The organism is Dactylosporangium sp. NPDC006015 (genome assembly GCF_040614215.1).
GTDB classification, from domain to species: Bacteria; Actinomycetota; Actinomycetes; order Mycobacteriales; family Micromonosporaceae; genus Dactylosporangium; species Dactylosporangium maewongense.
Genome location: NZ_JBEXUD010000008.1, coordinates 161,357 through 186,706 on the forward strand (window position 1 = coordinate 161,357; position 25,350 = coordinate 186,706).

A 25,350-nucleotide genomic window follows, 5' to 3' on the forward strand; every position below is an offset into this window, starting at 1 on the left:
AGTCCCGGTCCCCTTCAGCGTGAGCCGATCGGGGGGAGAGTCCATCGCCCTCGGAGGGTGAACGGGGGCCGCGGCGAGACCGCGGCCCCCTGCGCGATCAGGCCGCGACCACCCATCGCTGGCTGGCGACGTTCGCGTATTCCCAGATGTGGATCTGGGTGCCGTCGGCGGAGGCGCCGCCGAGGGCGTCGAGGACCTTGCCGGACTGCGGGTTCAGGATCGAGCCGTTCGCCTGCGGCATCCAGACCTGGGAGCCGGTGCCGTTACAGGTCCACAGCTGGACCTTGGTGCCGTTGGCGGTGCCGGCGTTGTCGACGTCGAGGCACTTGCCGAGCGCCTGGTACGTGTTGCCGACCCGGCTCCAGCGCTGCGCGGCGGTGCCGTTGCACGTCCACAGCTGGATCTTCGTGCCGTCGGTGGTGCCGGCGTTGTCGATGTCCAGGCACTTGCCGGCGATACCCGTGATCGGGCCGGCCGTCGTGCCGGTCTGCGAGTACACCTCCAGCTCGTACACGCGGGCGTAGGCGTCGGTGGTGGTGAACCGCACGTACCGGGCGGAGACCGCGGCGAAGTTGTGCGTCGTGATGTTCGCCGTGTTGCCGGTGACGGTCGCGCGGGTCGTCCACGTGGTGCCGTCGGTGCTGGTCAGCAGGTTGAAGTTGCTGCTGTTCGCGACGTTCTCCCGGCCCGCGCCGGCGTGCCGGACGACGATCTGGCCGACCGACTTGGCGGCGCCGAGGTCGACCTGCAGCCACTTGTTCGCGCTGTTGGAGCACCACTTGTCGGCGGTGCCGCCGGAGACGGTGCCGTTGACGGCCTTCGCCGGGCTCTCCGCCGCGATGCAGGAGCTGTCCGCGGTCGCGGCCGCGTTCAGCGCCAGGTTGGCGACGGTGGCGCCGCCCGGGATGGAGTTCAGCGTGTACCACGCCTCGGTGTTCCACAGCGACAGCCCGCTGCTCGAGCTGAACGGCCGCGGCGACCGCATGTGCACGACCCGGCCCGGCTTGCGCCCCGACACGGTCAGCGAGACCTTCTTGCCGTCCGCGGACAGGGTCGCGGCGGTGACGGTCAGGTTCTCCTCGTCGACCTTCGGGCCGCCGTAGGCGGCGGTCGGCTCGTACCGCCACTGCTCGAACTTGTACTTCGAGACGAGATCCGTCGCGGTCGCCGCCGACAGCGGCTGGGTGTACTCGATCTCGAACCCGGCGGCGGTGGCCCGCATCGCGAGCATGTCGAACACGGCGGTGCCGTTCGGGGTCAGCTTCTGCAGGCCGAAGAGGAGCTTGCCGGACTGGCCCCAGTTGCCTCCGGCGCCGAGCCCGCCGAGGTAGATCGCGCCGTCGGGGCCGATGTTCACCTCGGAGATGCCGGCCTCCAGGCCCTGCGTCATGCGGAAGAGCGCGCCCTGGTACTCGCCGTTGACCTTCTCCAGGTACGCGCGCTGCAGGCCGCCGTACGTGACGTCACCGATGAGCAGCTGGCCCGCGTACACGCCGGTGGGCATGACGATCGGGGTGCTCGGCGAGTTCGCGATCTCGTTCTGCGGCATGTACAGCACCGGCGGCGTGACGGCGTTGTAGTCGAACGGGCCGGCGGGGGTGTTGTAGTGGTTGAAGAAGCGGCCGGGCTTGATCTGAACCAGCTTCGACGAGGGCAGCCAGCCGCCCTGGTTGTCGGTGACGAACAGGCCGTTCTCCGGGCCCCAGCCGATGCCGTGCGGCGTGCGCAGGCCGCCGGCGACGTACTCCACGGCGCCGGTCGCCTTGTTCACCTTGATGGACGTGCCACGGTTGGCCACGGGCTGCGGGACGGTGCTCGCGCCGCCGTAGTCGATCGGCACCGACAGGCTCAGGTAGAAGTAGCCGTCGCGGTACAGCAGGCCGAACGCGAACTCGTGGAACGCGCCGCTGAACGGCCAGGTGGCGACGGTGTTGTACTGGTCGGCGACCTCGTCGCCCGTGGTGTCGACGAGCGCGGTCAGCTTGCCCTTCTCGCTGACGTACACGATGCCGTCGACGACCTTGAGCCCCATCGGCTCCTTCAGGTTGCCGGCGATCTTCTTCCTGGTGACGTTGCCCGGGCTGGTCGCGCCGCCGGTGTTGCCGAGGATCCAGACCTCGCCGGCCTGCGACGTGCCGGACTGGTCGTTGCCGCCCCAGGTGCAGATGACGAGGCGCCCGTCCGGCAGCCAGTCCATGCCGGTGACCTTCGGCTCGAAGCCGCTCGGGCGCAGGTTCGTCAGCGTGAACCCGGGGTGCACCGAGGTCAGCGGCAGGCCGTCGCCGGGGGAGTCGCCGGCGCCCTCGCACTCCTTGCGGCCGGGCGCAGTCACCCGCACGACGCCGGCGTCGGTGCTGAGCACCGAGTTGGGCACGAGCACGAACGCCGACGAGCCGGGCGTCTTCCACTCGAGGGTGATCTGCTGCCCGCCGTCGCGCTCGAAGTGGTCGATGCGCAGCGCGTGGTAGCCGGTGGTGAGGGTGACGGTGCCCTCCTTCGGCGGCGTCGCGCCGTGCAGGCCGTCGTGGTTGATGACGGTGGCGCCGTCGATCGCCAGGCGCGAGCCGTCGTCGCTGCTGAGCCGGAACGTGTAGCTGCCGGCGGTGGCGATGTTGACGTTGGCGATGACCTGCGAGACGAAGAGGTTGTCGAATCCGAAGTCGGCCGGGGTGGTCCAGTTGATCGTCGGCATCAGCTTGTCGACGTTGGGGGTCTGGCCGGTCTTGAGGGTGCAGAGGGCGCTGAGCGGGGTCTGCACGTCGTAGACGCGCAGGGTCACCCCGGGCTCCTGCGCGGGGATCGCGCTGGCGGGCGCGGCCCAGACTCCGATGGCGGCAACGGTAGCGGCGACAGTGGCGGCGGTGAGGAACCTGCGCACCATGCTTCCTCCTGAGGGGGTTGGAAGCGTCTCGATGGCGGTCGGGACGCGAAGCAGGCGGGCCTATCGACGCCGACGACTGGACCACCTCGCCGGAAGATTAGGCAGTTCCCATCGACATGTCCATACCTTTCGACGTTCTCAGCAAAAGTTTGTGGCCTCGCTACAGAAGGCGACCGTTTTGCACCCGAAGCCCGCGTTAGCGGCCCGGGAGCGCTGGAAACCGTAGGCAGTGACAACCCCTCAAGATCCGGAGGTCGCGCCATGCGGTTCCGTCTTCGCGCCGCCCTGTCCCTCGCGGTCGGCACCGCGCTCGCCGGCGCCGGCGCCACCTCCTCCGCGTTCGCGGCCCCGCCGGCCGTTTCCGAGCAGGACCGCGCGTTCGCCACGGCAGCGGGGCGCGGCGGCGCGTTCGAGATCGCGGCCGGCCGGCACGCCAGCATCAACGCCCAGGACGCGACGATCCGGGCGTTCGGCAGCCGGATGATCGTCGACCACACCGCGGTCGGCAACTCGCTGCGCGGCCTCGCGGTCGGCCTGGGCCTGACCGTGCCTGAGCAGCTCGACGCGGAGCAGCGGGTCGTGTTCGCCGCGCTCTCGTCGATGACCGGGCCGGCGCTGGACTGCACGTACGCGATGGTGGAGTACTTCGACCACGTCGCGGCGGTCGGCGTGTTCGAGCGGGAGGCCCAGACCGGCACCAACCCGGAGCTGCGCTCGCTGGCCGGCACGATGCTGCCGACCGTGCGCGACCACCGGAAGGCGATCGCCGACGCCCTCACCGACCTGGACTGCGCCGCGACGTCCGCGACCCCGGCGCCGACGGTTCCCGCCGTGCCGTCCGTCCCGGCCGTGCCCACCGTGCCCGTTGTGCCGTCTGTTCCGGCGGTGCCGACTGTTCCCGCGGTGCCGACCGTGCCCGCTGTGCCGACGGTCCCCGTAAATCCAACAATGCCGGTAATTCCTACGGTGCCCGTGGTGCCGACCGTGCCCGTTGGGCCTACGGTGCCTGCCGGGTCCGCGGTGCCGGTCGGGCCGGCGGTGCCCGGAGGGCCGGTGCTTCCCGCGTCGGCGGGCTGAGCGGTCGAGGCTGAGCGGTCGAGGCTGAGCGGTCGAGGCTGAGGGGTCGAGGCTGAGCGTCACCCCCTTGGGAGGTGTCGCCGGGCGGTGGGGCCGCTAGCGTCGGTCCCGTGGCGACGCTGGTGTCGGTGAACGTCGGCCTGCCCAAGGACGTCGAGTGGCAGGGCAGGACCGTGCACACCGGCGTCTGGAAGGCGCCGGTCGACGGGCCCGTCATGCTGCGCCGGCTCAACCTCGACGGCGACGGCCAGGGCGACCTCGCGGGCCACGGCGGCGAGCAGCGGGCCGTCCTGGTCTACCAGCTCGCCTCATACCGGTACTGGAGCGAACACCTCCGGCGCGACGACCTGACGCCCGGCATCTTCGGCGAGAACTTCACCGTCGACGGACTGCCCGACGACGGGGTGTGCGTGGGGGACAGGTTCCGCGTCGGGAGCGCCGTCGTCGAGGTGACCCAGCCGCGGGTCACCTGCTATCGGGTCGGGCTGCGCCTCGGCGAGCCCCAGCTGCCGGCCCTGCTCGTCGCGCATCACCGCCCCGGCTTCTACCTGCGGGTCATCGCCGAGGGCGAGGTCCGCGCCGGCGACGACATCGTGAAGGTCGCCGACGGCCCGGAGAGCATCACCGTCGCGGCGGCCGACGCGCTGCTCTACCTGCCCGGCCACGACCGGGCCACCGCCGCCCGGGCACTGCGGATCGAGGCGCTCAGCCCCGGCTGGAAGGACTCCCTGCGCGCCCTGCTCGACCAGCCCGGCGGCGAAGGCAACGCGGGCCTCGCCGCGGTCGCGCCGCCGCCGGCCTGGCCCGGGTTCCGCCCGCTGCGGCTCGCCGGCGTTGAGCGCGAGACCGCCGACGTCCTGTCGCTGCGGCTGGAGGCGCCCGACGGGAGCCCGCTGCCCGCCGCGGAAGCCGGCCAGTTCCTCACCCTGCGCCTGGCGCCCGGCCTGGTGCGCAGCTACTCGCTGTCCGGGGAGCCGGGCAGACCCTCGTACCGCGTCAGCGTGAAACTCGAGCCCGACGGCGCCGGCGGCCGCTACCTCCGCGACCACGCGCGGGCCGGTGCCACCGTCGACACCGCCGCACCCCGCGGCACGTTCACCCTCGACCGGTCGGACCGTCCGGTGCTGCTCGTCTCCGCGGGGATCGGCGCCACCCCGCTGCTCGCCATGCTCCACGACCTCGCCGCCCGCCGCGCCGACCGCCCCGTCTGGTGGCTGCACGGCAGCCGGGACGGCGCCGCCCACGCGTTCGCCGCCGAGGCCCACGCGCTGCTCGGCGCGCTGCCGTCGGCGCGCGAGGTGATCTGCTACAGCCGCCCCCGCCCGCAGGACCTGCTCGGCGGCGCGCGGGAAGGCCGCCTCGACGCGACCGTCCTGCGCGGGCTGGACCTGCCGCCGTCGGCGGTCGCCTACGTCTGCGGGCCGGCCGGGTTCATGGACGACGTCACGACCGCCCTGACCGCCGCCGGCGTCGCCGACATCCACCGGGAGCAGTTCACCGCTCTTGCAGCGGTGACGCCAGGTGTACGCACATCCGTGGCCGGACCGCCCCGGTCACGCCCGGGGCCCGGCCCATCCGTCACGTTCGCGCGCAGCGGCGTCACCGCGGGCTGGACCGGCAGCGACGGCACCCTGCTGGACCTCGCCGAGACCTGCCGCGTCCCGGTCCGCTGGTCCTGCCGGACCGGCGTCTGCCACACGTGCGAGACCGGCCTGCTGTCCGGCGATTTCGCCTCGAATCCGGAGCCCGTTGACCCGCCCGCCGGCGGCATCGTGCTCATCTGCTGCGCCCGCCCGCTGACCGACGTGGTCCTCGACATCTGAACGGGCGAAGGCCGGGCGCCGGGTGGTGACCGGCCTCACGTCAGGGGGTCCGTCGACGTCCCGCCGAGACGGTGCCGACCCGGGTCGCGGCGGCGAACGCGATGTCGAGCCGGCGCCGCGGGGCGTCGAGCCGGCTCCACTCCGCGGCGGCGTGCTGCTCGGCGGCGAAGAGGTGGCCGGTCACGCCGCGTTTGGTGTTTCGGCGATGCTGCAGCACCATCGGGTGGGCACAACAGGACCGGGGTGGACAGGGTGACGCGGACGATGCAGGCGGTGCACGACCTGGTCGACGCGCTGCACCATGCCCGGCCCGAGGACCTGCCGGCGGTAGCGTCGCGGGTCGCGGTGGCGCTCGGCGCGCTGGACGTCGAGCTGTATCTGGTCGACTACGGGCAGCTGGAGCTCCTGCCGCTGCCGCGCGGGCGGAGCGCCCCCGGTGAGCCGGTGCGCATCGACGGCACGCTCGCCGGCCGTGCGTACACCGGCGGGGAGCCGGTGCGTGCCCCGGACGGTGCCGGCCCGGCCGCCGACGAGCGGATCTGGGTGCCCGTCGTCAGCGGCGCGGACCGGCTCGGGGTCCTCGCCGCCCACCTGGGGCCGGACACCGACGTCGACGTCCAGGAGCTGCGGGTCATCGCGGCCGCGTTCGCCGGCATCGTCGCGACCCGCAGGACCTACGGCGACGCCCTGGAGCGCACCCGGCGGCGCCTGCCGATGCAGCTGGCCGCCGAGATCATCTGGAACCAGCTGCCGCCGCTGACGTTCGCCACCACGAGCGCGGCGGTCGCGGCGATCCTGGAGCCCTGCTATGACGTCGGCGGCGACGCCTTCGACTACGCCATCAACGACGAGGTGCTGCACGTCGCCGTCTTCGACGCGGTCGGGCACGGGATCGCGGCGAGCGCGCTGACGTCCCTGGCGATCAGCGCATACCGCAACGCCCGCCGCTGCGGGCTCGACCTCGCCGACACCTACCGGTCGGTGGACAAGTGGGTGCATGCCCAGTATCCGGCGGACTACGTCACCGCGGTCCTCGGCGAGCTCGACATCACCACCGGCGACTATCGCAGGATCAGCGCCGGGCACCCCGAGGAACTGCTCCTGCGCGACGGGCGGCTGGTGCGGACCCTGGCCGGGCCGACCGCCCTGCCACTCGGCCTCGGCTACCTCGGCGACCCGGCGCCGGTCGTCGCCGAGGAGCGCCTGGAGCCGGGCGACGCGCTGCTGCTCTACACCGACGGTGTGGTCGAGGCGCGCACCGCGGCCGGCGAGCAGTTCGGCGTCGAGCGCCTCGTCGAGAGCGTCACCAAGGCCCTCGCCGACCAGCTCCACCCCGCGGAGACGATGCGCCGGCTGGTGCGGACCCTGCTCGACCGCCAGGACGGCCAGCTGCAGGACGACGCGACCGCCCTCGTGCTCACCTGGACCCCGGCCGCACGCCCGGCGTGAGCGGCGCCGTGCGACCGCTCACGCCGGGCGCCGCGCTCAGGTCCGGCGTGAGCGGCGCCGTGCGGTCGCTCACCGGGGCGCCGCCCGCAGGTCCAGCATGAGCAGGACCTTGTCGTAGCGGCGGTCGCCGACCGCGACGAAGCGCGGCAGCCGCCCGTACACCTGGAAGCCCAGCGACCGGTAGAGATGCAGCGCACCGTCGTTGTCGCCGCGGGCGTCGAGCGTCAACACCTCGATCCCGGCCCGGCGGGCGTCCTCGATGAGGGCCGCGGTCAGTGCCCGCCCGACGCCCCGCCCGTGGACGTCCGCCGCGACCGCGAGTTTCTCCAGGTCGGCGTGCGGGCGGTGGGTCGGCCGGGCGTACCGCAGCCAGTAGCCGAGCCCGACGAGCCGCCCGCCGTCGTACGCGGCCCGCAGCGCCCCGTCCCCGTCCGCCACCGCCGCGGCTACGTGCCCGAGCAGCTCCGCCACCTCGTCCACGTCCGGCGGCTCGACCCACCCGAGCGCCGCTCCGTCGGCGACGAGCCCGGCGAGGATCCCGTGCGCCGCCGTGACGAACGCGTCGTCGACGACCGCGGGCCGGGTGCTCGGCTCAGCCACAGGACGCCAGCAGCAGCACCTCGGCCGGCCCGGCACGGAACGCCCGGTTGGTCTCGTCGTGCCGGCCCGGCAGGGTCTTGATGAGCACGACGGCTCGCACTGGTGCAGACATGCGGCGGAGCCTAACCAGCCGCCCCACGGGGCGGCCAGCCGGTTTTCAGTGGACCAGGACGATCTTGCCGCGGGCGTGGCGGGTCTCGCTCAGCTCGTGGGCGGCCGCGACCTCGGCGAGCGGGAACGCCGCCGCGACCGGCACCCGCAGGCGGCCTTCGGCGGCGGCCAGGACCGCGATCGGCAGCGCGTGCACGGCCAGGGGATCGGCGGTGCCGACGGCGTCGTCGGTGGCGTCCGCCGGGGCGCCGTGCGACAGGTGGACGCCGTGGGCCGCCGCGGTGAAGTCGGCGATCGTGACCACGCGGGCCGGGTCCCCGGCGATGGCGATGAGGTCGGGCAGCGCCCCGCCGGCGCAGTCGAACACCGCGTCCACACCGCCGGGCGCCAGGGTCCGGACCCGGTCGGGCAGGCCCGGGCCGTACGTCACCGGCTCGGCGCCGAGGGTGCGCAGGAAGTCGTGGTTGTGCGCACTCGCGGTGCCGATGACGGTGGCGCCGCGGGCGGCGGCGAGCTGGACGGCGACGGTGCCGACCGCGCCCGCCGCGCCCTGCACGAGGAGCGTGTGGCCGGCGCCGACCGCGAGCCGGTCCAGGACCCGCACCGCCGTCTCGGCGCTGCCCGCCGCGCCGCCCGCCTCCTCCCAGCTCCACGCGGCCGGCTTCGGCGCCCAGGCGGTCAGGACGGCGTGGTCGGCGTTGGCGCCGCGGGTCGTCATGCTCACCATGCCGAAGACCTCGTCGCCGGCCCGCACGCCGGTGACGCCGGCCCCGACCTCGTCGACCACGCCCGCCGCGTCGAAGCCGGTCCGGTACGGGAACGTCGTCGGCACCACGTCCCGCCAGCGCCCGGAGCGGATGGTCACCTCCCCGGGCGAGACCCCGGAGGCCCGCACGGCGATCCGGACCTCGCCTGGCCCCGCGTGTGGCGCCTCGACCTCGGTGACGTGGACGACGTGGGGCGGCCCGTACTGGGTGAACTGCACTGCTCGCATGCCGCCCGACGGTAACGGACCACCCCGTCCGTTTCGTTAAAGTGAGAGCGGTGACGGTACAAGTGAAAGCCCGGCTGCGGTCGGACGCCCGCGACAACCGGGGCCGCATCCTCGCCGTCGCCCGCCTCGCGTTCGCCGCCGACGGGCCCGACGTGCCGATCCGCGAGATCGCCCGGCGCGCCGAGGTCGGGCCCGCCACGGTCTACCGGCACTTCCAGACGAAAGAGGCGCTGCTGACCGAGGCGTTCGCGGAGCAGATGACGATGTGCTCCGCGGTCGTGGCGGAAGGGCTGGCGGCGGCCGACCCGTGGCGCGGCTTCTGCCACGTGATCGAGCGGCTCATGGAGTTGCACGCGCTCGACCGCGACTTCGCCCGGGCGTTCATGTCGGCGCTGCCCGCGTCGGCCGGCCTCGCCGCCGACCGCGACCGCACCCTGCGGCTGCTGCTGGACCTCGTCGCGCGGGCGAAGGCTGCGGGCCGGCTGCGCCGGGACTTCGTCCTCGAGGACGTCAGCCTCGCCCTGATGGCGAACGAGGGCATCCGGGCCGCCGCGCCCGAGCTGCGGCTCGCGGCGTCGCGCCGGTTCGCGGCCCTGATGCTCCAGTCGTTCCAGGCGGACCCGGTCGCGGCGCCGCTGCCGCCACCCGTCAGGTTGCCGCTGTCCCGATAATGGCTCCATGGGGGAGCGGTGGGGCGCGGCCGTCGGATGGGCGTCGGCGGTGGGTGGCGTGCTCGGGTTCGCCTCGTTCGCCGCGGACCTGCTCGACGGCGACCTGCGGACGGTGCTGCAGCTGACGGCCAGCACCGGGTTCGCGTGGGGGTACGCCGCGTTCGTCGCGGCCTTCCCGGCCCGGTCGATGCGCACCGCCGTCGCCGCGGCGGTCGTCGTCCTGGCCACGGCGACGGTCGGCTACTACGCCCTGAACCTGGCCTCGGACCGCTGGCGCGCGCAGGGCCTCCTGCCGGTGCTGACGGCGATGGCGTACTGGCTGCTGCTGTCCGTCGTGGGCGGGGCCGTGCTCGGCGCGCTCGCCCACCTGCTGCGGTCCGACCGGCCCCCGGTGGCCGCGACCGCCGCCGGGCTGGCCTGCGGCCTTCTCGCGGGCGCCGGCATCCAGATCGTCGCCGATCACTTCGTCACCGGCGACTTCGGCGGGATGGCCCTGGCCGAAGGCTTCGCGCAGGCCTTCGCCGGCGTCGCGGTCACGGTGTGGATGTTCGGCCGCCGCCGGGGCCCCCGGGCATGGCCGAGGTTCGCCGTTGTCGCCGTCGTCGCCTGTACTGCCGCGGCCGCCGCCTGGGACGCCGTCGAGTCCGTCCAGGTCGCCGGCTTCTGACCCCTGCCTCGTGATCCGGAAGACTTCTTGTCGTCAGAGCGGCAGGAAGTCTCCCGGATCAGGCCGGGCGGACGTGGGGCTCAGCCACGCACCGACGCGCTGACGTTGAAGTCGGCGCGGAGCAGGTCCTCGTCCCTCGACGACGTCCCGACCAGCAGCTCGAAGGCGCCCGGCTCGACCACGCGTACACCTGCCGCGTTGACGAACGTGCAGGAGGCGACCGGCAGCTCGACGGTCACGTCACGCCGCTCGCCCGGGGCCACGTGCACCTGGGTGTAGGCCTTCAGCTCCTTGTCCGCCCAGGTCGCCGACGTGATGGTGTCGCTGACGTAGACCTGCACCGTCTCCAGCGACGGGCGGGTGCCGGTGTTGTGGAGGGTCACGGTGGCACGCAGCGTGTCGGCGGCGGTCACCTCGGTCTGCTCGATGCGCAGGTCGGTGTAGTCGACGGTGGTGTAGCTCAGGCCCTGCCCGAACGCGAACGCCGGGCGCTGCGACAGGTCGGCGTAGCGGCTGCCGTGCTGGCCGCGGACCTGGTTGTAGTACGTCGGCTGCTGCCCAGAGTGCTGGGCGAAGGAGATCGGCAGGCGGCCGGTCGGCTCGATGCCGCCGAGCAGCAGCTCCCCGATCGCCTGGCCGCCGCGCATGCCCGGGTTGGCCGCGAAGATGATCGCGGCCGCGTTGAGCGCCGACGACGGCAGCACGAGCGGCTTCGAGCTCATGAGGACCACGATCAGCGGCGTGCCGGTGGCGGCGAGCGCGTCGAGCAGGGCGACCTGCCCGCCGATGAGCTCCAGGGTGGCGGTCGACTTGCCCTCGCCGACGAGCTCGATGTGGTCGCCGACGACCGCGACCACGTAGTCGGCCGTCTCGGCGAGCGCGACCGCCTCGGCGATCATGGCCGGGTCGGGCGTGCACGGGTGCACGACGTGCGGGCGGGGCTGGCCGTCGGGGAAGAACTCGCCCTCCGGGTCCGGGCCGACGGTGAGGATGTCGGCGCCGCGCGCGGTGGTGACGGTCCAGCCCTCGGGCACGGCGGCGCGCACGCCGTCGAGCACGGTCTGGGTCAGCTCGCGCGGGTGGCCGTCGGGCAGCCACTCGGTCTGCCCGGACGCGCCGGCCCAGTCGCCGAGCTGCGCGTGCTGGTCGTCGGCGTTGGGTCCGACCACGGCGACGGTCTTCCCCGAGCCCGCCATCGGCAGGGTGCCGTCGTTGCGCAGCAGCACCAGGCTGCGGCGGGCGATCTCCAGGTTGACCGCGGCGTGCGGGCCGCACCCGATCACCGCCGCCTGCCGGTCCGGGTCGGGGTGGCGCGGCTGCTCGAACAGGCCGAGCTCGAACTTCAGCGTCAGGATCCGGCGCACGGCCTGGTCGATGTCCGACTCGTCGAGCATGCCCTTGGTGACCGCGTCCTGGGCGCCCTCGAAGAAGCCCGGCGTGGTCATCACCATGTCGTTGCCGGCCTTGACGGCGGCGGCCGAAGCGGAGGCGTAGTCGACGTGGACCCGCTGCTCCCACACCATCCGGCCGACGTTGTCCCAGTCGGTGACGAGGGTGCCGGTGTAGCCCCACTCGCCGCGCAGGACGTCGTCGAGCAGCCAGCTGTTGACGGTGATCGGCACGCCGTCCATCGACTGGTAGCCGAGCATGAACGTGCGGCAGCCCTCCCGGGCGACCCGCTCGAACGGCGGCAGGAACCACGAGCGCAGCTTGCGCGGCGACAGGTCGGCCTCGCTGGCGTCGCGGCCGCCCTGCGTCTCGGAGTAGCCGGCGAAGTGCTTCGCGGTGGCCAGGATCGCGGTCGGGTCGGCCAGGCCGTCGCCCTGGTAGCCGCGGACCATCGCGGAGGCGAACTCGCCGATGAGGAACGGGTCCTCGCCGAACGTCTCGCTGACCCGGCCCCACCGCAGGTCGCGGGCGATGCACAGGACGGGGGAGAAGGTCCAGTGGATGCCGGTGGCGGCGACCTCCACGGCGGTCACGCGGGCGACCCGCTCCACGAGCTCAGGGTCCCAGGACGCGGCCATGCCGAGCTGGGTCGGGAAGATCGTGGCGCCGCTCCAGAACGAGTGGCCGTGGATGCAGTCCTCGGCGACCAGCAGCGGGATGCGCAGGCGGGTCTTCTCCACGAGCGCTGTCGCCTCCAGGACGCGCTCCGGGGAGGCGTGCAGGATCGAGCCGGTGTGCATGTCCTCGACGAGGTGGCGGACGCCGTCACGCGCGTTGAGCTGCAGCATCTGCCCTACCTTCTCGGGCAGCGTCATGCGGGCGAGCAGGTCGGCGACGCGCTCGGCGACGGCGAGGGAAGGGTCGAGGTAGGGCAGAGGGGCTGGCACGGAGTTCCTTTCACGCTGGTCCGCACAGAACGATACGCGGGAGAGCGCTCTCTGGAGAACCCCCAGGCTCGGGGCATTACAGAGCGTGTCCTGGGTCACAATGCGTAGCGCGGCTACCTATGCAAGCATCGACGCATGGGGAAGTCTGTCGCCGGCGCCGTCGCGGGCCGCCGGATCAAGTACGTCTTCGTGATTTTCTGGCTGGCCGTCGCGGCCTTCGCCGGCCCGCTCGCCGGCAAGCTGACCGATGTCGAGCGCAACGACGCCAAGTCCTGGCTGCCCGGCGGAGCCGAGTCCGTGCAGGTCATCGACGTGCAGTCGAGCTTCGCCTCGCCGGACACGGTCCCGGCGATCGTGGTGTATGAGCGTGACTCCGGCCTCACCGACGGTGACCGGGCCAAGATGGCCGCCGATGCGGCGGCGTTCGGCCGGGTCCCTTCGCTCGACGGCACCGTCACCGGACCGATCCCGACCAAGGACGGGCAGGCGGCCCAGATCATCGTGCCGCTCAACCTCGGGGCCGACGGCTGGTCGAAGGCCGGCACGCTGGTCGACCAGCTGCGAGACACCGCCAAGCAGGGCGCCGACGGGCTGACCGTGCACGTCACCGGCCCCGCCGGCAACGCCGCCGACTCCAGCGCCGCGTTCGAGGGCATCGACAGCAGCCTGCTGCTCGGCACGATCGCCGTCGTGGTGGTCATCCTGCTCATCACGTACCGCAGCCCGCTGCTGTGGCTCCTGCCGGTGATCTCCTCCGGCGTGGCGCTCGTCGCCGCCCAGGCCGTCATCTACCTGCTCGCCAAGCACGCCGACCTGGTCGTGAACGCGCAGAGTGCCGGCATCCTCACCGTCCTGGTCTTCGGCGCCGGCACCGACTACGCGTTGCTGCTGATCGCGCGGTACCGCGAAGAGCTGCGCCGCCACGAGGACCGCCACGAGGCGATGGCGGAGGCGCTGCACCGCTCCGGACCGGCGATCATCGCCAGCGCCGCCACGGTCGTGCTCGGCATGCTGTGCCTGTTCTTCGCCGAGACCAACTCGACCAGCGGCCTCGGCCCGGTCGCCGCGATAGGCATCGCGGTCGGCCTCGCCGTCATGCTGACCCTGCTGCCCGTGCTCCTCACGATCTGCGGCCGGTGGATCTTCTGGCCGCTGCGCCCGAAGGCCGGCTCAGTCGAACCGACCGCGACCGGCCTGTGGGCCCGCGTCGGCGACCGCATCGCCCGCCGCCCGCGCGGCGTCTGGATCGTGACCGCGCTGGTACTGGCCGTCGCCACGATCGGCGTCGTGCAGCTGGACGCCACCGGGCTCACCAACAAGGAGTCGTTCCGCGGCACCCAGGACTCGATCGTCGGCGAGGAGGTCCTGGCCCGGCACAGCGCCGGCGCCGCGGGCAGCCCTGTCGTCGTCATCAGCACCGCGGGTGCCGCCGCGGCGACCAGGGCGGCGTTCTCGGATGTACCCGGTATCGACCCCGCCTCGGTCAGCGAGCCGGCTGTCAAGGGCTCCTACGCGTACGTGACCGGCAACCTCGTCGACCAGGCCGACAGCCAGGCGGCCTACGACACCGTGGACCGGGTCCGTGCCGCGGTCCACGCCGTCCCCGGTGCCGAGGCGAAGGTCGGCGGCACCACCGCCGTCAACCTCGACGTGCAGCGCGCCGCCACGCACGACCGCAACCTGATCATCCCGATCGTCCTCGCGGTGGTGCTGCTCATCCTGATCCTGCTGCTGCGCTCGGTGCTCGCCCCGGTCATCCTCATGGCGACCGTCGTGCTGTCGTTCGGCGCCGCCCTCGGCGTCAGCGCGCTGGTCTTCAAACACGTCTTCGGCTTCGGCGGCGCGGACTCGTCGCTCCCGCTGTTCGTCTTCGTGTTCCTGGTCGCGCTCGGGATCGACTACAACATCTTCCTGATGACCCGCGTCCGGGAGGAGGCTGTCAAGCACGGCACCCGCCGTGCGGCGCTGATCGGGCTCTCGGCCACCGGGGGCGTCATCACCTCGGCCGGCCTGGTCCTCGCCGGCACGTTCGCCGTCCTGGCCACGCTGCCGCTGACCGCCTTCGCCGAGATCGGCTTCGCGGTGGCGTTCGGAGTGCTCCTCGACACGATCGTCGTGCGGTCCGTGCTCGTCACCGCACTGAACCTCGACGTCGGCGAACGCATGTGGTGGCCCAGCGCCCTCGGCCGGACCACCAGACCCTCACTCGAGAAAGAGCGAGTGGCCGTCTAGAGGATGGGGCGCCCGTCCCGGTACGGACCGCTGACAGGCTCTTCCTCAGTCATCCAGAGGTCGTCGTCGTAATCGCGTTCGTCGTGCGACAGCATCCGTGCTCCCTCCTTTTGTGCAGGGATCGATGTACCCCTGACGGGTGAGCCCCAAACCCGTCAGGGGTAGATCCGTATGATCCGCTGCCGTGAGGTACGTCACGACCGTCTTCCTGCCCGCCCTCGGCGGCGCCCCCTTCGCACCCGCACTGTCGGCGGCGCTCGCCCCGTACGACCTGAACGACTACGCCCACGACCCGTTCGACCCGGCCGCCGGCTGGGACTCGTGGACGCTCCCGTCGAGCGACGCCCTGCCGCTGCGCCGCTGGCGGCGACGCGACCCGGCGGTCGTCCGCCTCGCACCCGTGGGTGTCGTCGCCGCCGCCCCCAAACGCCTCGTCGACTTCGACGAGATGCGCGCCGCCGCGGGCCGCGAGGCATCCGGCGCCTGGGACGCGTGGGCGAAGGTCGTCCGCACCCACCCGCCGGCACTGCCCCGCACCCACTTCACCGAACAGTCCGAGTTCATGCTCCAACCGGCGATCCAGGAGGTGGCCCAGGCTGCTGTGACGCAGCGTCACCGGTACTTCACCTTCTCGGTCCTGCTGGCCGACCCGGTCACGCACTTCGGCGATGACCGCGCCGCCTTCATCGCCCGCGCCTCGACCCAGGCCTTCACCACCCACGCGTACCTGACCCTCGACGGGCAGTGGCTCACCCAGCACACCGCGGACCGCGGCTGGGACACCCACGTCGCCGCGATGACCGCCTACCTCGACACACTGCCGGACGACACGCTCATCGCCCGCGTCTCCTGCCACGCGTAGCCTGGCCTGCCCTGGCTTGCTCGCCCTGGCTTGCCCCGGCTCGCTCGCGCTGGGCTGCTCGCGCTGGCTTGCCCACTCGCGCTGGCCTGCCCTGGCTGGCTTGCCCACTCGCGCTGGCTTGCCCACTCGCGCTGGCCTGCCCTGGCTGGCCTGCCCACTCGCGCGGGGGAAGCTCACGGTGGCCGGTGCTGCCCGCCGCGGGTTGCCCAGGCGCCGCGTGGTGGGCCTTGGTGGGGCGGGCGTCGGTCAGCGGGCCCGGTCGTAGACGAGGGCGAGGGTGCCGTGTTCGCCCGCCGCCTGGCTGGTCAGGGACCACTGACCGGCAGGGAGGCCGTCGTCGAACAGGCGCGGACCGCCGCCGAGGAACACCGGGAAGATGGTGAGCGCCAGGCGGTCGACCAGGTCGGCGGCGAGGAGGGCCTTGATGACGCTGGCGCTGGACAGCACGAGGATGTCGCCGCCGTCGGTGGCCTTCAGGTCCGCGGCCACCTCGGCGGTGGGCTTGTCGACGACCGTGGTGCGCTCCCAGGGAGCCTCGCGCAGCGTCGAGGACAGCACGACCTTGTCGGCGTCGACGAGCCACTTCGCGAAGCCCTCGTCGCGCGGGTCGGCGCCCTCCATGTCGATGACCGTGGGCCAGAAGCCGAGGAAGCCCTCCGCGTTGACCCGGCCGAGGAGCGCCGTCGTCGCCGGCTCCCACAGCTTCGTCAGGTGGTCACGGGCAACGTCGGTGATCGCATACGGCATCACCCAGCGCATGTCGATGGGGTTGTCGGGCGCGGCGTAGCGGCCGTCGAGGGACAGGCTCATGTTGGTGACGATCCGGCGGGTCATTCGGTGCTCCTCGTGTCGATGGCGGTGGTGAGTTTGTCGAGGCTCTGGCCATAGCCGAGCTCGATGCCGGCGATGAAGTCGGCTGAGTCGACGGTGCTGCCGGTGATGCGGTAGTGGACGTCGAGGTCGGTGCCGGTCTCGGACGGTCGTAAGTCCATGTCGACGTGCGAGGTGAACGCGACCCCACCGTCGGGCAGCAGCGGGGACAGCCGGTAGGAAAGGCGCTCGCCCGGACGCACGTCCTCCACGACGCCCTCGGCGCGGCCCACGACCGTGTCGGTGCCGTCGGTGTCCTCGGCGTCGCGGTATTCCAGGACGAGCCGCCCGCCCAGCCGCGCCTCGATGACGAGGCCGGAGACCCGCAGGCCGTCGGGTGCCAACCAGTCGCTGAGCAGCTCCGGGTCGGTCAGGTGGCTCCAGACGAGGTCGGGGCCGCCGCGCAGGGCCCGGGTGAACCGGAATGCGCGCCCGTCCGCCCACCCGGACGCGCCCGCGGCGTCCCGCTCGGCGAGCACGCTGCGCACGTGACGCTCGAACAGTGAGTCGACGCCGCTGACGAGATCCGCGGCGTCGGCGAGGCCGCCCAGCACGACCGCCAGGTCGCGCAGCGGGGTGCTCAGCAACGCGTACATGCGGCGCTGCCCGGACCGCAGCGAGGTCACGATGCCCGCCCGCTCGAGCGTCTGCAGGTGCTTCGTGGTCTGTGGCTGCCGCGCCCCGGTGAGCTGGGCGAGGACCCCGACGGACCGGGGGCGCTCAGCCAGCAGGCTGATCAGCCGCCAGCGCGCCGGGTCCGCGAGCGCGGCAAGGAGTGCTTCCATGCCGCAAAGTATGCTCCACAGAGAATATTCCTGTCAAGGAATAACTTGATCGATCCTCGGGCGGGCGATGGGAGTTTTTGTCGTACCCCTGTGCGAGGGTGAGGGCGTGAAGGTGGAGTTCGAGGCGCAGTTGTGGGCATGGGACGCCCGGCGCATGGACACGTGGGTGTTCGTGACGCTGCCGGTCGACGAGTCGGAGGACATCCGTGACCTGACCGGTTCGGTGAAGCGGGGCTTCGGGTCGCTGCGGGTGCGGGTGAGCATCGGCGGCACGACCTGGAAGACGTCGATCTTCCCGGGCAGCGGCGGCGGCCCCTACGTCCTGCCGGTCAAGGGCCCGGTCCGCAAGGCCGAGTCCCTCGACGTCGGCGACACGGCCGCGGTGACCGTGGAGCTCCTCGATGTCTGACCTGCTGGAGCCGGGCGTAGCTGCCCCTCGTTCTGCGCCGCGCCGCCGTCCTCGTGCGGTGCACGACCGAGCCTCTGCGCTCCGGGTGGCGGTCCGATTAGCTTCGGCTTAGCTTCGGCCGGCCTGAGCCCGGTCGCCGTCGACGCGGACCTGCGGGGTCACATCACGGAGGCGGCGCGTTCAGTGCGGTGAGCGCGGAGCCCTCGGTCGGCGGTGAGGTGATCGAGCGCGCGAAGCGACGACGATGATGCCGTCGAACTCCAGGCCCTCGGACGAGCCGCGCCTGCCACGGTACGTGGAGACCCGGCCGAGCCGTTGTCGACAAAGCACCGGCACCGCCCGGCCCGGCACCGCCCGGCCCGGCACCGCCCGGCCCGGCACCGCCCGGCCCGGCGGGGCGGTGGCGACCGACGAGACAGTGCGCAGCTTGCAGGCGTTTCCGGCGGCCGCCGGGGTCTGTTCGGCCCCCGCCGGCGTTGCGGCCGCGCTGGCTTTCAGGGCGCGGTAGCCGCCGACCGCGGGACTTCCCATGGTCGACGGCGCGGGTCGGGCGTGGTTCAGACGGACGGCTCGTAGTGCGTCACGGGAACGGCGCCGTCCACGAGGGTGGAGGCGACGGTGCGCAGGTTGAGGCGCTGCTTCGGCTCGGCGAACAGGCGGCGGCCGCCGCCCAGGACGACCGGGTGCACCGCCACGTGGTATTCGTCGATGAGGCCGTGGTCCGTCAGGGCGGCGGCGAGCGACGCGCCGCCGGTCAGCAGGAGGTCGGCGCCGGGCTCCGCCTTGAGCGCGAGCACCTCGTCGCGCAGGTTGTCGCTGATGACGCGGCTGGTCCACGCGTCGCCCTCGAACGTCCGGGAGAAGACGATCTTCGGGGTCGCGCGCCAGAACGGGGCGAAGGCGGTGACGTGCGGATCGTCCGTCATCGACTCCGCGTCAGGCCAGAAGCCGACCATCATCTCCCACACGGGCCGTCCGAAGAGCAGCGTGTCGACCCGCTGGTCGAGGCTTTCGGAGTACGCCGACAGCCCCGGGCCCATGGTCGTCCAGTCGAACTCCCCGTTCGGCCCGTCGATGAACCCGTCGACCGACGTGTGCACCCAGTAAATGATCTTCCGCATGGCTCGCTCCTCCTTGTGGTACCGACGCTGTCACCTGGAGGTCGGGGCGCGCAGGCCAAGCTCGACATCACCATCGTGTGACGCGCGACACAGGGTGCATCGAGCGAGCCGCCCGGCGGCAGTTCTGCGACGATGCGGTGTGCTGATCGTCGTATCTGGATTGCCGGGGACCGGGAAGAGTGCCGTGGCCGCGGGGGTTGCCGCCGGGCTGGGTGCGGTGCAGCTGTCCATCGACGAGGCCGAGGACGCGATGCTCGGCGCCGGGCTGGCCGCGGGGTGGGAGACGGGCGTCGCGGCGTACGAGGTGACCAGGGCGTTCGCCGAGCAGAACCTGGCGCTGGGCCGGATCGTCGTGGTCGACGCCGTCAACGACAGCGAACCCGCCCGGCAGACGTGGCGCGGCGCTGCGGCGCGGGCCGGGTCGGGGTTGCAGTTCGTGGTGCTCACGTGCTCGGACCGGCAGGAGCACCGCCGGCGTCTGGAAGGCCGGCGGCGGGGGCTGCGGCACCTGCCGGAGCCGACGTGGGTGCACGTCGAGGCCCTCGCGTATGCGCCGTGGACCGATCCGCACCTCGCGGTCGACACAGTCGCGCCGCTGGACACGGTGGTCGAGGCGGTGCTCGGGTTCAGTCGAGGATGACGAACTGGTAGCCGCGGGCCTGCAGCGCGGGGATGACGGTCTCCAGTGCGGCGCAGGTCTGGGCGCGGTCGCCGCCGCCGTCGTGGCAGAGCAGGATCTGGCCCGGGCGGGCGGCGAGGAGGTGGTCGGTGATGGAGCGGGTGCCGGGCTGGGTCCAGTCGCGGGGGTCGTTGGTCCAGTTGATGGGCAGCATCCGGGCCTGGGCCGCGGCGGCGAGGACGGCGGGGGAGACGGCACCGCCGGGGGATCGGAAGATCGTCGGCAGCTTGCCGGTGGTCGAGTAGATCTTGTCCTGCGCGCGGTCGATCTCCTGCTGTACGCGGCCCGGGTCGAACTGGGCGAGCTTCGCCGGATGGCTCCACGTGTGGTTGGCGACGTGGTGGCCCGCGGCGACGAGGTCCTTGGCGACGTTCTCGTGGCCGAGGACCTGGTTGCCGATGAGGCAGAAGAGGGCCGGCACGTGATAGCGGTCCAGCAGCCGGAGCACCTTCGGCGTCCACCTGGGGTGCGGGCCGTCGTCGATGGTCAGGGCCACCGCGTTCGCCGGGAAGGGCGGGCCGGGCCTCAGCTTGCGGTACTCCTCCAGCGTGAACACCGGCCGGTCCAGCGGCGGCATCGGCGGCAGCGAGGGCGACGGCGCCGGGGGCGAGGGTTGTGTGGAGGCGGCCGCCCCGGGGACGGGCTGGGGGCCGCGGTGCGGAGCCGGAGAGAGCGGCGGACCCGCCGAGCCGCCCGCGACGAGGGCCGTGCCGGTCGCGGCGAGCCCGGCGCCGAGCAGGCGCCTGCGGGACAGTCCGGTCACAGCGGTCACCTCCGGTGCATGATCACATCACGCCGACGCACTGTTCTTGACGCGATCGGCCCGCAAAGGGTTGCACACCCCGGACGCGGAGAGTGTCAGCGGTCCGCGTCGAGGCGGTAGCGGCGCTGGAGCAGGACGGCGACGGTCATGAGGGCGGCCGGGACGAGGGCGAAGCCGTAGCGGACCGCGGCGAGGGCCGACGGCGTCTGTGTGACGTGCTCGCCGGCGGCGCTGGCCGCGAAGCCGCCGAGGGCGAGGCAGGCCGCGTACACATAAGGCCCCAGCGCGCCGCCGGTCGCCTCCGCCGCGGTCCAGACGCCGGTGTAGCCGCCCGCGCGGGTCGTGCCGTCGGGGCCGGAGGCGGCGATGACGTCGGGGAGCATCGAGAAGGGCAGCAGCTGCATGGCGGCGAACGCGACGCCCAGGACCGCGACCGCCGCGACGATCAGGGGCAGGCCCGCGGCGCCGCCGAGGGCGAGCACGAGCGAGCCGGCGACGAACGCGACCTGGGCGACGAGCAGGCCGCGCTGCTTGCCGATCCGGCGGGCGACGGCCACCCAGACCGGCGTGGCGAGGATCGCCGGGGCGACGAACGCGGCGACGAGGACGGTGGTGAGCTTGGGGCGGCCCAGCTCGTACTCCGCGAAGTAGGGCACGGCGGCGAGGACCAGGTGCGTCGTGGTCGACATCGCCAGGTAGGACGCGACCAGGGTGCGGAACTGCCGGTCCCGCAGCGAGGCCAGCAACCCGTGCCGCGTGCCTGCGGCAGGCTGTACCGGAGCCGCTGCCGAAAGTCGTCGGACGCCGAGGATGCCGACCAGCATCGCGGCGAACATGGCGACACCGAGCAGCAGGCCCATCCAGGCGTACCCGAGCAGGGAAGCGAGCAAGGGGGCGGCCACGCCGCTGAGCAGGATGCCGACGGTGAGGACCACCATGCGGAAGCCCATCAGGCGGGTGCGCTCGTGGTAGTCGATGCGCAGATCCGCGGGAGTGGCAAGGTAGGGGACCTGGTACGCGGCGAAGAGGAGGTTGCCGGCGATGAACGCGACCGCGACCCACAGCCCCGCCGGAGCGCCGCGCAGGCCGGGGACCGCGAAGAGCGCGGCGAACGCGACGGCGAGCGCGCTGCCGGCCAGCATGAGCCGGCGCCGGTGGCCGCGGCGGGCCAGGTCGGCGTCGGAGAGCCGGCCGACCCACGGGTGCAGGACGACGTCGAGGATCTTCGGTGCGAGCAGGACGAACCCCGCGAGCAGCGGTGTGACGGCGAGGACGTCGGTGAGGAAGTACAGCAGGAGCAGGCCGGGCACGGTGACCCACACGCCCATGCCGACGGAGCCGGTCGCGAACGGGATGAGACCGCGCAGCGGCAGCCGGACGTTCGACATGAACCACGCTCCCGTAATCCAACGTGCGATGGATAATAGGCGACGATGGACGATCTGAACAGCACGCGCCGGCGCCCCGGGCGGCCCCGCGCGGCAGACATGGCAGGCACCCGTGAGGTGATCGTGCGGGCGGCGACCAAGCTGTTCGCGCGCCACGGTTTCGACGCGGTGAGCGTCCGGGCCGTGGCGGAGGCGGCGGGCGTCGACGTCGCCACGGTCCATCACCACGCCGGCAGCAAGGCCGCGCTCTACCAGGCCTGCTTCGCGGCGGTCTTCGAGGCCGAGCGCAGCGCCCTGGAGCCGGTCATCAAGGGCGCCTACGACATGCAGGGGCTGCACCGCGTCCTCGACGCGTTCGTCGACTTCCTGCAGGAGCGGCCCGAGACCACCGGCCTGTGGCTGCGCCGGTGGCTGGACCCCGACCGGCACGCGGGCGTCGACGAGCAGTATTCGACGCCGCTGTACGAGCAGGTGCAGGCGGTCCTGGCCGCCGCGCACCGGGCCGGGGTGCTGCACGAGCCGCAGCCGCACCTCGCGGTGCGCAGCCTCATCTGGGCCGTGCACGCCCACACGGTGACGGCGCTGCACGGCGAGGTCACCGAGGACTCCCGGTTCGCGCTGCGGGCGTTCGTGCACCGCTGGCTGGACCGCATGTACGGGCAGCCTTGACGCCCCCGGTGGCCGGCGCGCAGAATCCAACGCGTGTTGGAATACAGGGTGGTGGTCATCGGCGCCGGGCCGGCCGGGCTCGCCACGCTCAAGGCCCTCGCCGACGCGCGGGTGCCGGCGATCTGCTTCGACGCCGGTGACCGGCCCGGCGGGCTGTGGGTGCTCGGCGGCCCGCACTCGTCGGCGTACCGGACGCTGCACCTCAACACCAGCCGCACCCGCACCGAGTTCGCCGACTTCCCGATGCCGGCCGGCTGGCCCGACTACCCCGGTCACGCGAGCGTCGCGGCGTACCTCGCCGACTACGCCCGCACGTTCGGCCTCGACGAACGGATCCGCCACCGGCACGTCGTGACCCGCGTTCACCAGACGCGGCACGGCACCTGGGAGGTCGCGGCGGAAGGTCCACAAGGGACGGTCGAGGTGACGGCCGCCGCCGTCGTCGTCGCCAGCGGGCACAACACCGTGCCCCGGCTGCCCGACCCGCCGCACCCGGGCGACCTCACCGCCACCCAGCTGCACAGCCACGACTACCGCGGCCCCGAGCAGCTGCAGGGCCGCCGGGTGCTCGTCGTCGGCGGCGGCAACTCCGCCATGGACATCGCCGTCGACGCCTCGCACGCCGCCACGCGCACCCTGCTGTCGGTGCGCCGCGGCGTCTGGATCGTGCCGAAGTACCTGTTCGGCCGCCCGTCCGACACCCTCAACGGCGCGCTCGCGAAGCGCCTCCCGTGGCGGGCGCGGCAGCGCATCAGCCAGACGATGCTGCGGCTCGCCGTCGGGCCGCCGCAACGGTACGGCCTGCCCGCCCCCGCCCACGGCTTCCTGCAGGACCACCCCACGCTGTCCGACGCCCTCCTGCCGCGCATCACCCACGGCGAGATCGAGGTGCGCCCGGCGATCGACCGTTTCGACGGCGATGACGTCATTTTTTCCAACGGCAACAGGGATTCCGTCGATGTCGTCGTCTGGTGTACCGGCTACCGCGTCGACGTGCCGTTCCTCGACCCGGCGCTGCTCGGCGAGGGCGCGGACCGGCTGCCGCTCTACCGGCACGTGTTCCACCTCGACGCGCCGGGCCTCATGTTCGTCGGGCTGATGCAGTCGACCGGCGCCGCGCTGCCGGTCGTGGAGGCCCAGGCCAGGCTGGTCGCGGGGCACCTCGCGGGCACCTACGCGCTGCCACCGCTCGCCGCGCAGCGCAAGGACTGCGCCGCCGAGCTGCGCGCGGCACGGGACAGGTGGGGCGAGCGCCGCCCGGCGATGCGGATCGACTTCGACGCCTACCTCGACCTCGCCGCCCGCGAACTGGCCACCGGCCGCAAACGCGCGGCGGCCACCCAGAATCCAGCGCCCAGCGGTCCGATCCGAGCAGACGGTGGCGAGACGCGGGCAGAAGGCGGCGAGATGCGAGCAGACGGTGGCGCACGGCAGGCGCCCGGCGGCGGAGCCGGCACGTGAGCGCGCTGCGAGGGCGGCGGGTCGTCGTCACGGGCGCCAACGGCACGTTCGGAAAGCTGCTCGGCGAGCGGTTCACGGCGGCGGGCGCGTCCGTCGTCGGCATCGACCTCGTCGCCGTCGCCGGGCCGGTGCCCGTCCTCGCCTGCGACCTCACCTCCGCCACCGCGGTCCCCGGCGCCGTCGCCGCGGCCGTCGACCGGCTCGGCGGCCTCGACCTGCTCGTCAACAACGCCGGCGTCGGCGGTCCCGCACCCGCCGAGCTGCCGCCGGACGAGGTCGTCGCGCGGCAGCTGGACGTCAACCTCCTCGCCGCGTGGCGCACGACCGCCGCCGCCATGCCGGCCCTCGAGGCGTCCCGCGGCAGGGTCGTGTTCGTCGCCAGCAGGATGGCCGTGCTGCCGCTGCCCCTCGCGGCCGCGTACGGCGTCAGCAAGCGGGCCCTCGTCGCGTACGCCGACGCGCTGCGCCTCGAGGTCGGCACCCACGTCGGGGTCAGCGTGGTCTACCCGAGCATGGTCGCGTCCCCGATCCACGACACGACCGCCGCCGCCGGCCTGTCACTGCAGGGCGTGTCCAGGCTGGAGCCGGCCGACGGGGTCGTCACCGCGATCGTGCGCGCCGCCACCGCCCGCAAGGCGCCCCGAGCGGTCGCCACGACCCGCCGCGGCCGCTTCGAGATGGCCGTCGCCCGCCACTTCCCGTCCGTAGCGGACGCCATGGTCCGTCGTACCGTTGCCGCCAGACTCGCCGCGGGTGCCTTCGCCGACGCCCCTCTCGCCGCAGGCATGGTCCGCCGCTTTCTGTCATGATCGCGACTGAGGGCGGCGTGGCCGGACGGCACTGACGACGATCGCGCGCATGAGCTCGTTCACAACGCCTCGCGCACCTATAACCCCGCTCAGCCCCACCCGCGTCCGCGCCGCCCTCACGATCATCGCCGTGGCCGCCGTCCTTATCATCGTCGCCGCCGTGGCCGCCTGGAACCCGTGGCACTTCGTGGTGCTCGGCTTTGGCGGGTACTGGTTCGCCGGTGCCCTCACGCTGGCGCCGCTCGCCGGTGGGGTCGTCGCCGTGCTGATCATCCGGAACCGGAGCGCTGCCATCGCGGTCGGGGTCGGCAGCGCCGTGCTGACCCTGATCGTCGCGGTCGGCGGCTTCCTTCTCGCCCTGCTGGTCGACCCCCACTGGGACCGCACCGTACTCGCCGCCTCGCCGAGCGGCAGGTTCCAGCTCGTCAGCCTGGAGGAGTCGGACATCATCTTCCGTCAGCAGCTCCGGGTGGGTCGCCCCGACGGCATCCTGACCCGCGAGTCCGCCCGCCCCCTCATCTGCGTCGAGGCCACCTTCGGTGACACCCCGGAAATCAGGGTGAAGTCCGCCCGGTTCGTCGCCGAGCACGAGGTCGAGATCACCTTCGAGGACGGCAAGACCTGGCGGACCCGGTTCGACCCCGACGACCTGCAGCCCGCGGATGTCCTCACGGAGAACTGTTCACTCTGACG

Annotated in this window: 23 protein-coding genes; 13 read left to right on the top strand and 10 right to left on the bottom strand. The window is 73.0% G+C overall.

From position 1 onward, the window contains the following. Positions 1–97: 97 nt before the first annotated feature. Positions 98–2,881: a ricin-type beta-trefoil lectin domain protein gene (locus ABZ321_RS16515; RefSeq protein ID WP_354891742.1), complete on the bottom strand. Its 2,784-nt coding sequence runs from the start codon at positions 2,879–2,881 to the stop codon at positions 98–100. Between the two features lie 261 nt (positions 2,882–3,142). On the opposite strand from ABZ321_RS16515, the gene ABZ321_RS16520 reads away from it, so the two are divergent. After that, positions 3,143–3,958, top strand: coding sequence for a DUF4142 domain-containing protein (locus ABZ321_RS16520; protein WP_354891745.1), 816 nt, complete (start codon positions 3,143–3,145; stop codon positions 3,956–3,958). A gap of 110 nt (positions 3,959–4,068) precedes the next feature. Further along, positions 4,069–5,781, top strand: coding sequence for an MOSC and FAD-binding oxidoreductase domain-containing protein (locus ABZ321_RS16525; protein ID WP_354891748.1), 1,713 nt, complete (start codon positions 4,069–4,071; stop codon positions 5,779–5,781). A gap of 40 nt (positions 5,782–5,821) precedes the next feature. On the opposite strand, the gene ABZ321_RS16530 is transcribed toward ABZ321_RS16525, so the two are convergent. After that, positions 5,822–5,965, bottom strand: a complete 144-nt coding sequence (locus tag ABZ321_RS16530) for a hypothetical protein (RefSeq protein WP_354891750.1) — start codon at positions 5,963–5,965, stop codon at positions 5,822–5,824. Positions 5,966–6,033: 68 nt separating this feature from the next. On the opposite strand from ABZ321_RS16530, the gene ABZ321_RS16535 reads away from it, so the two are divergent. After that, positions 6,034–7,230, top strand: a complete 1,197-nt coding sequence (locus ABZ321_RS16535) for a SpoIIE family protein phosphatase (protein ID WP_344509689.1) — start codon at positions 6,034–6,036, stop codon at positions 7,228–7,230. Positions 7,231–7,299: 69 nt separating this feature from the next. Here ABZ321_RS16535 and ABZ321_RS16540 read toward each other — a convergent pair whose 3' ends face one another. Both ABZ321_RS16540 and ABZ321_RS16545 read right to left on the bottom strand, forming a co-directional pair. Beyond that, positions 7,300–7,830: an N-acetyltransferase gene (locus tag ABZ321_RS16540; RefSeq protein ID WP_354891754.1), complete on the bottom strand. Its 531-nt coding sequence runs from the start codon at positions 7,828–7,830 to the stop codon at positions 7,300–7,302. Between the two features lie 157 nt (positions 7,831–7,987). Continuing rightward, positions 7,988–8,935, bottom strand: coding sequence for an NADP-dependent oxidoreductase (locus ABZ321_RS16545; RefSeq protein ID WP_354891757.1), 948 nt, complete (start codon positions 8,933–8,935; stop codon positions 7,988–7,990). Positions 8,936–8,985: 50 nt separating this feature from the next. Here ABZ321_RS16545 and ABZ321_RS16550 point away from each other — a divergent pair, with 50 nt between their 5' ends. Both ABZ321_RS16550 and ABZ321_RS16555 read left to right on the top strand, forming a co-directional pair. Continuing rightward, on the top strand, positions 8,986–9,606 hold the full coding sequence (locus tag ABZ321_RS16550) for a helix-turn-helix domain-containing protein (protein ID WP_344509695.1): 621 nt from the start codon (positions 8,986–8,988) through the stop codon (positions 9,604–9,606). A 7-nt stretch (positions 9,607–9,613) separates the two neighbouring features. Then, positions 9,614–10,273, top strand: a complete 660-nt coding sequence (locus ABZ321_RS16555; protein ID WP_344509697.1) for a DUF6518 family protein — start codon at positions 9,614–9,616, stop codon at positions 10,271–10,273. Between the two features lie 80 nt (positions 10,274–10,353). Here ABZ321_RS16555 and ABZ321_RS16560 read toward each other — a convergent pair whose 3' ends face one another. Beyond that, on the bottom strand, positions 10,354–12,609 hold the full coding sequence (locus tag ABZ321_RS16560; RefSeq protein ID WP_354891762.1) for a glycoside hydrolase family 3 N-terminal domain-containing protein: 2,256 nt from the start codon (positions 12,607–12,609) through the stop codon (positions 10,354–10,356). Positions 12,610–12,744: 135 nt separating this feature from the next. On the opposite strand from ABZ321_RS16560, the gene ABZ321_RS16565 reads away from it, so the two are divergent. Continuing rightward, the gene (locus tag ABZ321_RS16565; protein WP_354891765.1) at positions 12,745–14,841 is read left to right on the top strand and encodes an MMPL family transporter; all 2,097 of its coding nucleotides are present in this window, start codon (positions 12,745–12,747) and stop codon (positions 14,839–14,841) included. Between the two features lie 184 nt (positions 14,842–15,025). Beyond that, on the top strand, positions 15,026–15,703 hold the full coding sequence (locus tag ABZ321_RS16570) for a hypothetical protein (protein ID WP_354891768.1): 678 nt from the start codon (positions 15,026–15,028) through the stop codon (positions 15,701–15,703). A 246-nt stretch (positions 15,704–15,949) separates the two neighbouring features. Here ABZ321_RS16570 and ABZ321_RS16575 read toward each other — a convergent pair whose 3' ends face one another. Together ABZ321_RS16575 and ABZ321_RS16580 are read right to left on the bottom strand one after the other, a co-directional pair. After that, complete coding sequence (locus ABZ321_RS16575; protein ID WP_344509705.1) at positions 15,950–16,537, bottom strand: dihydrofolate reductase family protein; 588 nt, start codon at positions 16,535–16,537, stop codon at positions 15,950–15,952. Beyond that, positions 16,534–17,358 (bottom strand): metalloregulator ArsR/SmtB family transcription factor, encoded by an 825-nt coding sequence (locus ABZ321_RS16580; RefSeq protein WP_354891771.1) that lies wholly within the window; start codon positions 17,356–17,358, stop codon positions 16,534–16,536. Before ABZ321_RS16580 ends, ABZ321_RS16575 begins: the two co-directional genes overlap by 4 nt. Before the next feature lie 106 nt (positions 17,359–17,464). Between ABZ321_RS16580 and ABZ321_RS16585 the strand changes: the two genes are divergently transcribed. Next, on the top strand, positions 17,465–17,767 hold the full coding sequence (locus ABZ321_RS16585) for a DUF1905 domain-containing protein (RefSeq protein ID WP_354891773.1): 303 nt from the start codon (positions 17,465–17,467) through the stop codon (positions 17,765–17,767). 557 nt (positions 17,768–18,324) lie between these two features. Here the strand turns inward: ABZ321_RS16585 and ABZ321_RS16590 are convergent. Further along, complete coding sequence (locus tag ABZ321_RS16590) at positions 18,325–18,888, bottom strand: dihydrofolate reductase family protein (protein WP_344509711.1); 564 nt, start codon at positions 18,886–18,888, stop codon at positions 18,325–18,327. On the opposite strand from ABZ321_RS16590, the gene ABZ321_RS16595 reads away from it, so the two are divergent. After that, positions 18,887–19,528, top strand: a complete 642-nt coding sequence (locus ABZ321_RS16595) for an AAA family ATPase (protein ID WP_354891777.1) — start codon at positions 18,887–18,889, stop codon at positions 19,526–19,528. The genes ABZ321_RS16590 and ABZ321_RS16595 overlap by 2 nt on opposite strands. Here the strand turns inward: ABZ321_RS16595 and ABZ321_RS16600 are convergent. Next, positions 19,515–20,330 (bottom strand): polysaccharide deacetylase family protein, encoded by an 816-nt coding sequence (locus ABZ321_RS16600; protein ID WP_354891780.1) that lies wholly within the window; start codon positions 20,328–20,330, stop codon positions 19,515–19,517. The two genes, ABZ321_RS16595 and ABZ321_RS16600, sit on opposite strands and share 14 nt — an antisense overlap. Positions 20,331–20,425: 95 nt before the next feature. Further along, positions 20,426–21,718: an MFS transporter gene (locus ABZ321_RS16605; protein WP_354891782.1), complete on the bottom strand. Its 1,293-nt coding sequence runs from the start codon at positions 21,716–21,718 to the stop codon at positions 20,426–20,428. A 45-nt stretch (positions 21,719–21,763) separates the two neighbouring features. Here ABZ321_RS16605 and ABZ321_RS16610 point away from each other — a divergent pair, with 45 nt between their 5' ends. The 4 genes from ABZ321_RS16610 to ABZ321_RS16625 are packed head-to-tail and all read left to right on the top strand — an operon-like array spanning position 21,764 to position 25,348. Next, positions 21,764–22,387, top strand: coding sequence for a TetR/AcrR family transcriptional regulator (locus ABZ321_RS16610; protein WP_344509720.1), 624 nt, complete (start codon positions 21,764–21,766; stop codon positions 22,385–22,387). 33 nt (positions 22,388–22,420) lie between these two features. Further along, positions 22,421–23,848 carry an NAD(P)-binding domain-containing protein gene (locus ABZ321_RS16615; RefSeq protein WP_354891786.1) on the top strand — a complete coding sequence of 476 codons (1,428 nt, stop codon included), beginning with the start codon at positions 22,421–22,423 and terminating at the stop codon, positions 23,846–23,848. After that, on the top strand, positions 23,845–24,657 hold the full coding sequence (locus ABZ321_RS16620) for an SDR family NAD(P)-dependent oxidoreductase (RefSeq protein ID WP_354891789.1): 813 nt from the start codon (positions 23,845–23,847) through the stop codon (positions 24,655–24,657). Before ABZ321_RS16615 ends, ABZ321_RS16620 begins: the two co-directional genes overlap by 4 nt. A gap of 49 nt (positions 24,658–24,706) precedes the next feature. Continuing rightward, entirely contained in the window at positions 24,707–25,348 is a 642-nt protein-coding gene (locus tag ABZ321_RS16625; RefSeq protein ID WP_344509726.1) for a hypothetical protein, read from the top strand. Positions 25,349–25,350 lie beyond the last annotated feature (2 nt).

What these genes read in the sequence shown, in the direction of transcription:
- ABZ321_RS16515 (WP_354891742.1), bottom strand. Translation starts at nt 2,881, where the DNA reads ATGGTGCGCAGGTTCCTCACCGCCGCCACTGTCGCCGCTACCGTTGCC.
- ABZ321_RS16520 (WP_354891745.1), top strand. Translation starts at nt 3,143, where the DNA reads ATGCGGTTCCGTCTTCGCGCCGCCCTGTCCCTCGCGGTCGGCACCGCG.
- ABZ321_RS16545 (WP_354891757.1), bottom strand. Translation starts at nt 8,935, where the DNA reads ATGCGAGCAGTGCAGTTCACCCAGTACGGGCCGCCCCACGTCGTCCAC.
- ABZ321_RS16555 (WP_344509697.1), top strand. Translation starts at nt 9,614, where the DNA reads ATGGGGGAGCGGTGGGGCGCGGCCGTCGGATGGGCGTCGGCGGTGGGT.
- ABZ321_RS16565 (WP_354891765.1), top strand. Translation starts at nt 12,745, where the DNA reads ATGGGGAAGTCTGTCGCCGGCGCCGTCGCGGGCCGCCGGATCAAGTAC.
- ABZ321_RS16575 (WP_344509705.1), bottom strand. Translation starts at nt 16,537, where the DNA reads ATGACCCGCCGGATCGTCACCAACATGAGCCTGTCCCTCGACGGCCGC.
- ABZ321_RS16580 (WP_354891771.1), bottom strand. Translation starts at nt 17,358, where the DNA reads ATGGAAGCACTCCTTGCCGCGCTCGCGGACCCGGCGCGCTGGCGGCTG.
- ABZ321_RS16595 (WP_354891777.1), top strand. Translation starts at nt 18,887, where the DNA reads ATGGCTCGCTCCTCCTTGTGGTACCGACGCTGTCACCTGGAGGTCGGG.
- ABZ321_RS16590 (WP_344509711.1), bottom strand. Translation starts at nt 18,888, where the DNA reads ATGCGGAAGATCATTTACTGGGTGCACACGTCGGTCGACGGGTTCATC.
- ABZ321_RS16605 (WP_354891782.1), bottom strand. Translation starts at nt 21,718, where the DNA reads ATGTCGAACGTCCGGCTGCCGCTGCGCGGTCTCATCCCGTTCGCGACC.
- ABZ321_RS16610 (WP_344509720.1), top strand. Translation starts at nt 21,764, where the DNA reads ATGGACGATCTGAACAGCACGCGCCGGCGCCCCGGGCGGCCCCGCGCG.
- ABZ321_RS16625 (WP_344509726.1), top strand. Translation starts at nt 24,707, where the DNA reads ATGAGCTCGTTCACAACGCCTCGCGCACCTATAACCCCGCTCAGCCCC.